Raw genomic sequence first — 11,925 nt, 5'->3', positions numbered from 1 at the left:
TTTATCAATTAATTTAATTTTGTTGAATCATTTATGTATAGTTTAGATGTTAATTTTCTGAAAGACCGAGGTTTAAATAAGACTTCGGAAGCTGAAGTTAAATCCCCAAAAGCAAAACCATCTTTTGTTAAACAACTACCTTTAGTTTTTGGATTAATTGCTCTAGTGGCTTTCCCTGGTGCAGCTTTTGGTTATCTGAAAAATTTAGAGACTCAAAAAGCGGAATTAGAGCAACAAATTCAAAGTATTGATGGAGAAATTAGTAGTCTTCAAAATCAAAATCAACAACTAGATCAAATCCAACAACAAATCACTGGTGTAGAACAAGAAACCCAAGCATTAATTAGTGTGTTTGAAAAGATTCGACCTTGGTCAGCGATTTTACAAGAAGTAAGCGATCGCATTCCTCCAGGGGTACAAGTTGATACCATTCAACAAAGTGGTTCAATTGATAATACTCAATTAGTTGTTAGTGGTATTGCTCGTTCTTATAACGACGTTAATGATTTCGTTTTGTTTCTTCAACGTTCTCCTTTTTTTAATAGTAAAAACATTAAACTTACAGGAGCTAATTTAGCTGATTTAGAGGTCAGTATTGAAAATCAAGCAGAAATTCCCGAAGACTTGATCGTTCAATTTCCTCAAGGAGTTAAATATTCAATTACTACGCAATTAAGCAATACACCAGCTTCTCAAATGATCCGCGAGTTTAATAATAAAGGTGCTGTTGGTTTAGTAACTCGTCTAAAAACTCTTGAGAATAAAGGAGCTATTTTAAAATGACATTTACCGATGATTTTCTTTTAGAAGAAGGAAAAGGCAAAGAAGATTACCCGACAGCTTTTGGAATTACTTTTACTCCAGTAGTTAGTGGTGTTGCTTTAGCCGTTTTAGGGATTGTTGGAGGTGGTTATATTTATATGAATAAAGTTGTACCTTTTAAAGAAGGCTACGAACAAGTTAAAACTCAACATCAAGAAAAACAAGGTCAATTAGATCAAATTAAAAATGGAGATATTCAACAGCAAATTGCCCAACTTCAAGCAGATTTAGCGAGTAAACAAGCGGTTAAATTACAAGTTACTTCTCTATTTACTAACCAAAAAGATTTGGATACTTTGTTGTTAGATATTAATAGTTTTATTGCTGCTAATCAAGGCAAATTACTTAATTATCAACCCGAAGGTGATCCTGTTCCCATTCAAGATGGTTCTTTAGGTAATGAAGTAAATGGTAAATTAAAACGTCAAGGTATTGCTTTAAGCCTCGAAGGAACTTACAACCAAACCAAATCAATTCTTAGAGATTTAGAACGATTACAACCCTTATTAGTAGTGCAAAGTTATAGCTCAAAAATCAAAGAAGCTCCTGGTGTATTTATTTCTATTAATCAATCAGAATCAGTTCAGAAAAAACAGCCAATTTTATCAACTGAAATTAAACTTGATGCAATTTTACCTTTAAGCTCTGAAGAATTAGCACAAATGCAACCTCCAGCAGAAGAAGGAAAAACTGAAGAAGCTAATTAATCAAATAAAGTGATTAGCAATTTCATTTGTTTCTCTAAATAAACAATCAAGATATTTTTTCTGATAACTTTGTATTTTCTTGCATTAACAGTAGACATATTTTTTATAAATATAATGTCAAATAGCAAAATTGGGTGAGGAGTAAATCGTGAGTAATTATTACAATCAAATTCTATTTTTAACTGGTACAGCCTTAACTATTTTGGCAGCACAATCGTCGCAAGCTGCTAATAATCAGATTGCTAAAGTAGAAGTAAATTCTCTTGAGCATGGCATCGAATTAAGACTTCATACTGACGGTAAACAAACTAAAAACTTATCTTTTTTTACTGTTAATCAGAAAAATAAATTAGAAGCCAACCTCCTTAATACTGATTTAAACTTACTTCAAGGTAAAAGTTTTAGTAAAAAGAATCCATTTCCTGGAGTATCCTCTTTAGAAATTAAACAAATAGATGGGGAACATACCCAAATTTCTATAGCAACAAAACCTAATTTTCCTGTAGAACAATTACTACAACAACAAGGACAAGAAATTATTCTTAGTCTATTAGCAGAAGCTCAAGGAAAGAAAGCAGAAAGTAAATCAAATTCTCTTACTCAACTTGTCACAGAAAAATTTAATTATGCTAGGGAATTTATTACTGCACAGATACCTACAAATGTAGAAGAAAAAACTTATACTCCTCCACCTAATACTTCTAATTCTAATCCTAATGTATTAGTTCCCAATCCAGAAATTATCATCGGTGAAGGTGAGAAGAATAACCAACAAAATGAAACTACTTCGCCCTCAGAACCAGCTTATTTACCAAGAGCAGTTGCTCCTCCTGTCGGGGATATGGCTGTGTCTAATATCAATACTAATCCCGATCTAATCGATTTAGGTTCATCGGCTCTAGTTCCTCGTTTAGTTTTACGAGATGCACCTGTTAGGGAAGTATTATCTTTGCTCGCTCGTTCGGCGGGTTTAAATGTAGTTTTTGCTCAAGGTACACAAGCTCAAGCTGCTGGAGAAGGAGAAACTAAAGAACAAACTGTTTCTCTAGATTTAGAAAATCAACCTGTTCAAGAAGTATTTAATTCTGTCCTCTTAATTTCTGGGTTAAATGCTAATCGTCAAGGCAATATTATCTATGTCGGTGAAAAATTGCCAGCCCAAGCACGAAATCTTGTCAGTCGTACGATTAGGTTAAACCAAGTTCGTGCTGAAAATGCAGCTTTATTTTTAGCGAGTCAAGGAGCAGAAGGACAAAGATTAACTACGGAAATAGAAGAAGTAATCGACCAAGATACAGGCAGAGTCGTCCAAAGAAAAGAAAAACCAGCCCAATTACAAAGTCTACAAGGTGCAGCTGGAGGTAGAGAAGCAGAAGTTGATAATACTTCTCCTCAATTACTTAAAGGATTACAAGTTGCTACTGATGACCGTCTTAACTCAATCACTATAGTCGGGGAACCTCGTAAAGTAGAAACCGCTACAGCTTTTTTAACTCAATTAGATGCTCGTCGTCGTCAGGTAGCAGTTAATGTCAAAGTAATTGATGTTAATTTACTGAACGAAGATTTATTTAATAGCAGTTTTTCCTTTGGAATTAATGACACCTTTTTCGTGCAGGATCAAGGGTCAGCTATTATGAATTTTGGCGATACTAAACCACCAAATACCGCGCAGGTTACTAATAGCCAATTCTTCCCTAGTGTAATACCTTTGCAAGTACCAGGAGCAGAATTAGATTCTTTCTTGGATATTCAAAATGCTCCTTTTAGTAATATCACTACAGGTTTAAATGACTTTGTTAATAGTGTATCCCCTTATGCTCGTCCTAATTTTGGTACTAGAAATAATCCTTTTCAACCTGGAGTTTCAGATATCACCCCTAATATAGAAGACGGAACAGTTGAGTATGAATATTCTCTTCCTAGTCTCTTCCAATTTCCCAAAAAATTCCTAGCTTCTTTAGAAGCCCAAATTACCAGTGGTAATGCTAAGGTACTAACCGATCCTACCTTGATGGTACAAGAGGGACAGCAAGCAACCGTTAAACTCGCTCAAAATGTGGTTGAAAGTGTCGAAACAGAAATAGATGCCGAGAGTGGGACAAGAACTATTACGCCAGTAATAGCTGAAGCTGGTTTAGTTCTTACTGTTAATGTGGAAAGAATTGATGATAATGGCTTTGTTGGTCTTTCGGTTAGCCCTAGCGTCACTTCTGTTGGGCAAACTCAGGAATTTGATAGCGGTGGTGGTGCGACTAATGTACTGAATTTATTGAGTAAACGCGAAGTCAGTTCTGGATTAATTCGTCTCAGAGATGGTCAAACCCTGATTTTATCGGGTATCATTCAAGACCAGGAACGAACTACTGTTTCTAAAGTCCCTATTTTAGGAGATATCCCTTTGCTTGGTTCTTTGTTTAGAAGTACAAACAAAACTAATGAACGGGCAGAAGTAATTGTTTTACTAACTCCCCAAGTGGTTGATGAACAGGCTGGCTTTGGTTACAATTACAGACCAGGACAAGAAGCGCGTGAAATGCTTCAACAGAGAGGGTTTACACTGCCTAATAGCCCTTAAATTCTCTTGAGAAATTGCTTGTCAATTGTAAGTATTTTGTTACTGAAATTGGAAAAATTGTTGAAATCTATATAAATTAACAGTTTCAGCGATCCATATTGGACAAGTAAGGCGTAGAATAAGGCAGTGAAAATTACAGCCTATCGGTATTGTAGGGTTTTGTATCCTTAAATACTACTATTTGGGCTGGTTAATTTTACTCGGTTCTTGTATCTGTCATCTGAAACTAATGAAGAGATTCTTTAAATTCTTCATGAAGTCTAACTTCCGCCCTTAGCGAAGGAACTGCCAAAAATTCAGAATGACCTTGGATACAAGATGTTCATTTCTTGTCAAAGTCTGAATTATTAAAACTCAGGCACAAATTAATTACCTACAAAAACACATCAAAAGGAGATTTTGTATGAATAAAGGTGAATTAGTCGATCGCATCTCTCAAAAAGCAACCGTTACTAAAAAACAAGCTGATGCAGTTTTAACTGCTGCGATTGAAACAATTATGGAAGCTGTTTCTGAGGGCGATAAAGTCACTTTGGTTGGTTTTGGTTCTTTTGAACGTCGTCACCGTAAAGAAAGAGAAGGACGTAATCCTAAAACTGGCGAAAAAATGTCAATCCCTGAAACTAACGTCCCTGCTTTCTCTCCTGGCAAATTGTTCAAAGATATGGTTTCCCCTAAATAACTGTAAAGTTATTTAAATTTTGGCAAGACCTCGACATGGTGGAAATTTAGCTTGGGCAGCAGCGATCGCGGGCTGTCCGGCTTTTTCCATTGTAGATTTTTCTGCCAGTATTAATCCTCTGGGCCCTCCTCAGAGTGCGCTGGCAGCAATTCAACAAGGTCTTAATTTATTAAAAAGCTATCCCAATCCAGATTATGCTGAATTAAGAGCAATTTTGGCTGATTATCATCAAATTGAGCCAGATTATGTGCTTCCTGGTAATGGTTCGGCAGAGTTGCTTACTTGGGCTAGTCGAGAATTAGCTGATTTATCTGTTACTTATTTAATTACTCCTGCGTTTGGGGATTACAAGCGATCGCTTTTGGCTTTTGATACTAAGGTATTCTCTTGTTGTTTATTTGATTCTTGGGATGGGGATTTATCGAACGCATTACCCTGTAGGGGCGATTCGCGAATCGCCCCTACAAATGGGCAATTTGCCCCTACCAATCAACCATCAGGATTATTGTTAAACAATCCGCATAATCCAACGGGAAAACTGTGGCGCAGGGAAGAAATTGTGCCTTTATTAGACCGATTTGCTTTGGTGGTAATTGATGAGGCATTTATGGATTTTTTACCGCCAGAGAAAGATCAGAGTTTAATTAGTTTGGTTAAGGATTATCCCAATTTAGTGATTTTACGTTCCTTAACTAAGTTTTACAGTTTACCTGGTTTAAGAATTGGTTATGCGATCGCTCATCCTCAAAGATTACAACGCTGGCAAACTTGGCGCGATCCTTGGTCAGTCAATATTTTAGCTGAATGTGCAGCCAAAGCAATTATTCAAGATGTCGATTTTCAACAACAAACTTGGCGTTGGTTACCTGCAGCTAGGGCAGAATTATTTGAAGGGTTAAACAAGATTCCTCAATTACAACCCTTACCAAGCGCAGTTAATTTTTTACTAGTAGAAACAAACATTCCTAGTTCTCAATTGCAAGAAAAATTATTAAAAAATTATCAAATTTTAATTAGAGACTGTTTGAGTTTTCCCGAACTTCGCGATCGCTATTTTCGTATTGCAGTTCGTTCGTCACCAGAAAATCAAAATCTAATTCAAGCTTTAAAGCAGGTAATTGCCAATTTTAATTAGGATATTTATTTAGTACCTTTAATTCCTGAAAGATAATGGCAGTAGATTATGATCTGGTGGTAATTGGTAGTAGTTGGGAAGGAATTTATGCTGCTGCTACTGCTGCTAAACTTAAAGCCCGTGTTGCTTTAGTAACTCAAAATAAAACAGGATCTTGTCAAGATTCAGAAAGATTTATTCGTCATAGTTTGACTCAAATAAGTTATTTAGTACAACAACGTCAAGAAAATCGTTTTGGTATTGCCGATGATATTTTATCTGTTCCTAAAAATAGTCTTTTAGCAGCTAAACTGTGGGGCGAAGAAGTTGAGGAAAATTTAATTGCAGAACAATCTTTGACTACGTTGGCAAGTTTAGGAGTAGATGTAATTTTTGAGCAAGGAGAGTTTTGTCGATTACCAAACCAAGCTTTAATTGTTGGTAAAAGAAAATTAGAATCTCGTGCTTATTTAATTACAACTGGTTCTGATTGGGAAGTAAAATCAATTGAAGGAAAAGAAGAAGTTAATTTCTTGACTATTAATGAACTTTTAAATCAAAAAGATTTAGCTTTCTTAGCCAAAGACTTAGTAGTAATCGGTGATTCCTTTCGTACTTTAGAAGTTGTTCAAAGTTTAGCAAAGCTGGGCAAAAATATTACTTTAATTATTGAAAAAGAGCGTCTTTTACCTCAAGAAGATTTAGATGTAGCTTTATTAATCCAGGCTCATTTAGAAGCAGCCCAAGTAAAAATTATTACGAATTCTCCTGTTACTCAAATAAAAAAAATTGGGCAGAAAAAATGGTTGCAAGCTGGTAGTTATGCGATTGAAGCTGATGAAATTATCTGGGCAGGGAAAAGAATTCCTAATATTGACGGTTTAAACTTAGCGGGAGTTGGAGTTAAGTATCAATCACACCGTATTCTTGTTAATAACTATCTCCAAACAACTAATCATCAAATTTATGCTTGTGGTGATCTAATTGGTGGTTATAGTTTACCAAATCTCGCTCAGTATGAAGCAAATATTATTTTAAAAAATGCTTTATTTTTTCCTTGGTTTCAAGTTAACTATCATCCTCTGCCTTGGGCTATTTTTACTGAACCAAATTTAGCCAGAGTTGGAATGACAGAAATTCAAGCTCGTCAAGTTTATGGTCACGATCTATATGTAATTAAACAATACTTTAAAAGTGTCGCTCAAGCTCAACTTTTAGGAGAAACCACTGGATTTTTAAAATTAATAGTTGGTCCCCAAGGAGAAATTATTGGCTGTGCGATTATTGGTCATCAAGCAGTAGAATTAATTAATGCGATCGCTTTAATGATTAAAAACAAAATTAAACTAAATCATAATAGTATTTGTGGTTTGTTACAGATTAATATACCTTATGTCTATCCTAGTTTTGCTGAAATCCTTGACCAAGCTGCCAATGCTTTTTATCAACAAAAATTAGCTCGCAGTAAAAAAAGTTTAAATCTTTTAGAAACATGGTTTAATTGGCGACGGAGATAATTAAATTAATCTATTTATGAATAATCAACTCTTTATTGTTTTGGAAGGAATAGATGGTTCTGGTACTTCAACTCAAGCAGAACTATTAAAAAAGTATTTTCAGAGTCAAGGAGACAAAGCAGTAATTAGTCCCGAACCTTCTGCTGGTCCAATTGGTAATTTAATTAGAGATACTTTAAAAAAACGAATTTTTTTTACAAGCGATCGCAGATTATTTGATGAACAAATGGCATATTTGTTTGCTGCTGATCGTCACGATCATTTATACAATGAAGTCGATGGTGTTTTCAAACTAATCGAACAAGGATTTCACGTTATTAGTACTAGATATTATTTTTCTTCTCTTGTTTATAATTGTCAAACTCCAGAACAATTTGAATTCGTTAGTAGATTAAATTATAAATTTCCTAATCCTGATTTAGTTATTTATATTGATTTACCTATTGAAGTTTCGTTAAAAAGATTACAAGAACGTTCTTTACAAGAAATCTATGAAACCGAAAATAAACTAACTCAAGTTAAAACTAATTATCAAAAGATTTTTGCTGATTACCAAGATAAGTTATTGGTGATTGAAGGAACTAAAAGTATAGAAACAATTCATCAACAAATTATTGAATTTATTAGATTAAACTTTAGTTTTAAAAATACATTAAACTGAAATATAAAATTGCTTAATCATAGGGTTAGTATTAATTACTCGTGCAAAATTAATTAGATAGTTAAGATAGAAAATAGGTAAGAGAAAAATAAATAATTTAAAGTTGATCAAACAAAAACTTGAGATAATGGACAAAAAAAGATAGGTTGAGTTAGAGCTATAGCAGTACAAAAAAACATCAGGACATTATTATCGAGCGTAATTTTTGTGTCCTAACCCTATGACGTAGTGCTATAGTCAAACCTATCAAAAAAAATGTTACCTGAATTATACCAAACACATCTAAAAAAGCATTTGAAGTGGTCAGATTACTTGTTATTATAAATTTTAGTTAATCTTCTGTAATCAATTAAACAAGTAAGTTTAGAAAAATTAGCAAGTAGCCTACCATTATCGATTACATTTGAAAGTAAAAGAAAAAAAATCCAGAGATAAAGTGAACTTTGATCTACAAAAATATCAAGCAGCTATTCTTGAACTACCAAACTTTGAACAGTTAAAACAAATTCCCTTACAAATATGGGAAACCATCCCTTCAACTAATCAAAAATTATGGGAATTAATCGAACAAGGAGAAAAATTACCTCTTGCGTCATTAGCTCTTGAACAAACCGCAGGAAGAGGACAATGGGGAAGGCAATGGCTCTCTACTCAAGGAGGATTGTATCTTTCTTTAGGAATTGCCTGTAATTTAAATTTAAAAGACAGTTTTTTGCTTACTTTAATAATTGGTTGGGGAATCGTTACCACATTAAGAAATTATAATCTACCTATTTTACTGAAATGGCCAAACGATCTAATATTAATGAGCAAAAAATTAGGAGGAATTAAACTAGAAACTCGTAGTCATAAAGATCGGATTACTCAAGTAGTTATTGGAGTAGGAATTAACTGGACTAATTCTGTTCCTGACATTGGAATTAATTTACAATCTTACTGTCAAAATCAGTTAGCAATTACTTCTTTAGAACAATTAACTGCCATTACTATTAGTGGAATTATTTCAGGTTATCAACATTATTTAACAGTAGATCGAGAACAGCTTTTAAAAGATTATTTCGCAATATTTGCAAATTTAGGACAACAAGTTACCCTGAATGGCGGTACAGGAATTATTACAGGAGTAACAACCACAGGAGAATTGCGTGTTCGCATAAAATCACCTGGCGCAACCACAGAAGTTTGTTTGTCACCAGGTCAAATTAGTTTAGGTTACGAAGAAAAAACCTAATCAGGGTGAACAGTATCCACCCTTACTGAGAAAGCAATTTAATTAAAAACGATAAGTAGTACGAATTGTACCAACATAAATTGTGTCATTATTTTCAATATGCCCTGGATTAGTCACAAAGTAGAATCCTGGCGTAATCGAAATGCTGTCATTGACTTTAAAACGGTAAAAGAATTCAAAGTGCAAAGAAGTAGCTTCGTCTTTTTGTCCTACTCTTCTTGGTAATTGACCTGAATTAACTAATCCTGGTGCATCTCCTCCTGCTGCAATTACTTCTCCAACAGTATCTAGATTAGGATTATTATCCGTAACTACAGTTTCTCCTTCATTATTAATAACCTGTTCAAAGAATGGTACAGGAGTACCTGCTGTTTCTGGTCCAGCATCAACTAGCTTAGGTGGCATTCCAAAAATAAAACCAAACAAATCTCCTTCTCGACCAAAAGGATCGCTTAGACCGAGTGAAAGTGTAAAAGTAGCTGTATTAGCAAAAGGTTTTTTGTTAGCAGAAGCTCCAATTCCATCTTCAGGTGGTGTACCATCAACCTCAGTCTCAGGAAAATCAGGCAATTCGTTGAGGAAATTAGCAAAAGTGTAACCACCCCAAGCAGCAAAATTCAGTTTTTCTGTCACATTCCACTGAAAACTACCTCCCACAGCATTGATTTGGGCAGGTTGATCTCCTAATAAAAATCGACAACAAGCAGCAAAAGGAGAATTGGTAGCTTCTTCGGGTGCAGGAACAGAAGCACCAGACCATAAACCGCCTGTTTCTGCATTAACAGAACCTGTAAATGTTCCTAAACTACCATCACTAGAATAGGCATTGACATAATTAATCCCCGCCACAATATTGTCTGTAGGTTGTACCAAAAACTGCGCACCCAAAGCACTATAATCTGAGCCAAAAAAACCTGCTTCAGGATCGCCACTATCTCTTGTTCCATAAGCAACTTGAAAACGAAGCGGCTCTGCGATCGCCCAATCAAACCCAACTCCTGCATCCATCGCCCCACCAATTCTTAAAATGGGATTGAGTTGTCCAAAACGAGAAACTGCACCTCTACCAATATCAAAATAAGGCGAATTAGCAGTTAAAACATTACTTAAAGCAAAGCCAAAAGTAGAAGCATAGAAAACAACTTTGTCATCAAAAGCAGGCAAACGGTATTCTACAATATCCAAATAAATATCATTGTCATAATCTGCTTGATAACCTAAACGTGCCATATAGGTATTAAGAGATTCTACATTGGTAAAACCACCGTCGCTAAAATTTCCTGTGGTTAAATACATCCGTAAACGGTCTTGTCCTGTAAAAGAGGTTTGTAATCCTAATCTAGTTAAATGAGTAAAGACGGTATTCGTTTCTGGTTCTCCTCTATTTACACAGTCAGCACCTATATTGCGACCATCTGGTGTAGCTGTATCTGCGGGTAAACTACATCCTCCTGGAGGATCGCCACCAAAAGCATCAGCTACTGCAAAAATAACTTCCCCATTGAGAATAGTAGTAGTCGAAAATTGATGGTCTTCTAAAAAAGCAGTCCGACTTTCTAAATCATCAACTCTTCCACCAATCGCAGCTAATTCTGCTTCAAATTCTTGAGTTAATCTTTTAATAGTCGCTAAATCTTCTTGTGCAACTGCTTCAGAAGAAGCAATCAATCTTTCAATTTGTTGTAGACAAGAATTTAATCCTGCTGCAAATTCATAACGAGATAAAGCCTGTGTTCCTCGATAGGTTTGATTGGGATAACCAGCAATACAACCATATCTTTCTACCAGCCCACGCAATGCTTCATAAGCCCAATCTCCTGCTTGAACATCTCGTAATTGGGAAACATCTGTTACTTGAGTGAGGGAATTATCAGGAGTGATAACGCTATCAAGAGATTCACTGGTAGTTTGATATTTAACAAAGTCTGCTTCTGCTAAAGTGATCGGTTTTGCTGTATTTTCTTTTGGCGTTGTAGTTGCTTTTTTAGTTGGTAATTGAGCAATTGTTAAAAAATTTTGAGAGGATGCTGGTTGATTTGGTGATTTAGAAAGAAGTATACTATTCAAATTAAATTGATTAGTTACAGAAAAGTCTTTTGCCTCATCAAAATTGCTTTGCTTTGGTATTTTAAACTTAGTAAAATTAGAATTATAATTAAGACTCGAACTACTGTTATTGCTTGTAAATTGCTGATTTTTAGTTTGTGCTTGTACAACTGTCGGGTCTAAAAGTAGTACAAATAATCCAATAATAAAAGGCAGTTTGTTGCTCATATTTGTTCCTCATCCACCCAATTATTTCAGCCATGCCTAATAAAACAGAAATTATTTTTTTTCTTTCTGATTTAATTTTTTAATGCAGTTAATAGTTATTTAAAACCAAAAAAAGACTAACTGTTTAGATCGTCAATAAATCTAAATAGTTAGTTTAATAAATACTTGCTTAATTTATTTACACTAGTTACTTCGCAAATGACTAAAGAATTTATGCAGGCTTCATGTTTTTGTTATAAAAGTTAATCATTAAGTACTGTGTCAAATTTTTAGACAAAGTGTGTTTTGCTTTCTAATTCTGTCTGCAAGGGATTAATTCCTACAAACGCGATCGCTCCG

At 34.7% G+C, this 11,925-nt stretch carries 9 protein-coding genes; 8 read left to right on the top strand and 1 reads right to left on the bottom strand.

Annotation, left to right across the window (positions count from 1 at the left end):
- The first annotated feature begins 33 nt into the window (after positions 1-33).
- From STA7437_RS18095 to STA7437_RS18060, 8 genes are all read left to right on the top strand, one after another.
- Entirely contained in the window at positions 34-783 is a 750-nt protein-coding gene (locus tag STA7437_RS18095) for a PilN domain-containing protein (protein WP_015194838.1), read from the top strand.
- On the top strand, positions 780-1,529 hold the full coding sequence (locus STA7437_RS18090; protein WP_015194837.1) for a hypothetical protein: 750 nt from the start codon (positions 780-782) through the stop codon (positions 1,527-1,529). Before STA7437_RS18095 ends, STA7437_RS18090 begins: the two co-directional genes overlap by 4 nt.
- A gap of 148 nt (positions 1,530-1,677) precedes the next feature.
- Positions 1,678-4,107, top strand: coding sequence for a secretin N-terminal domain-containing protein (locus STA7437_RS18085; protein ID WP_015194836.1), 2,430 nt, complete (start codon positions 1,678-1,680; stop codon positions 4,105-4,107).
- 403 nt (positions 4,108-4,510) lie between these two features.
- Positions 4,511-4,789, top strand: a complete 279-nt coding sequence (locus tag STA7437_RS18080; protein WP_015194835.1) for an HU family DNA-binding protein — start codon at positions 4,511-4,513, stop codon at positions 4,787-4,789.
- A 19-nt stretch (positions 4,790-4,808) separates the two neighbouring features.
- Entirely contained in the window at positions 4,809-5,924 is a 1,116-nt protein-coding gene (cobD, locus tag STA7437_RS18075; protein ID WP_015194834.1) for a threonine-phosphate decarboxylase CobD, read from the top strand.
- A gap of 35 nt (positions 5,925-5,959) precedes the next feature.
- Complete coding sequence (locus tag STA7437_RS18070) at positions 5,960-7,420, top strand: FAD-dependent oxidoreductase (RefSeq protein ID WP_015194833.1); 1,461 nt, start codon at positions 5,960-5,962, stop codon at positions 7,418-7,420.
- Positions 7,421-7,436: 16 nt separating this feature from the next.
- Positions 7,437-8,081: a dTMP kinase gene (gene tmk / locus STA7437_RS18065; protein ID WP_015194832.1), complete on the top strand. Its 645-nt coding sequence runs from the start codon at positions 7,437-7,439 to the stop codon at positions 8,079-8,081.
- A gap of 436 nt (positions 8,082-8,517) precedes the next feature.
- Positions 8,518-9,312 carry a biotin--[acetyl-CoA-carboxylase] ligase gene (locus STA7437_RS18060; protein WP_015194831.1) on the top strand — a complete coding sequence of 265 codons (795 nt, stop codon included), beginning with the start codon at positions 8,518-8,520 and terminating at the stop codon, positions 9,310-9,312.
- A 42-nt stretch (positions 9,313-9,354) separates the two neighbouring features.
- Here the strand turns inward: STA7437_RS18060 and STA7437_RS18055 are convergent, their stop codons facing one another.
- Positions 9,355-11,586: an iron uptake porin gene (locus tag STA7437_RS18055; protein WP_015194830.1), complete on the bottom strand. Its 2,232-nt coding sequence runs from the start codon at positions 11,584-11,586 to the stop codon at positions 9,355-9,357.
- Positions 11,587-11,925: the final 339 nt, after the last annotated feature.

It is taken from the genome of Stanieria cyanosphaera PCC 7437 (genome assembly GCF_000317575.1).
GTDB classification, from domain to species: Bacteria; Cyanobacteriota; Cyanobacteriia; order Cyanobacteriales; family Xenococcaceae; genus Stanieria; species Stanieria cyanosphaera.
Note: the sequence above shows the minus strand (reverse complement) of the source record. Positions and strands in the feature narration are given on the sequence as shown.

What these genes read in the sequence shown, in the direction of transcription:
- STA7437_RS18095 (WP_015194838.1), top strand. Translation starts at nt 34, where the DNA reads ATGTATAGTTTAGATGTTAATTTTCTGAAAGACCGAGGTTTAAATAAG.
- STA7437_RS18090 (WP_015194837.1), top strand. Translation starts at nt 780, where the DNA reads ATGACATTTACCGATGATTTTCTTTTAGAAGAAGGAAAAGGCAAAGAA.
- STA7437_RS18080 (WP_015194835.1), top strand. Translation starts at nt 4,511, where the DNA reads ATGAATAAAGGTGAATTAGTCGATCGCATCTCTCAAAAAGCAACCGTT.
- STA7437_RS18070 (WP_015194833.1), top strand. Translation starts at nt 5,960, where the DNA reads ATGGCAGTAGATTATGATCTGGTGGTAATTGGTAGTAGTTGGGAAGGA.
- tmk (WP_015194832.1), top strand. Translation starts at nt 7,437, where the DNA reads ATGAATAATCAACTCTTTATTGTTTTGGAAGGAATAGATGGTTCTGGT.
- STA7437_RS18055 (WP_015194830.1), bottom strand. Translation starts at nt 11,586, where the DNA reads ATGAGCAACAAACTGCCTTTTATTATTGGATTATTTGTACTACTTTTA.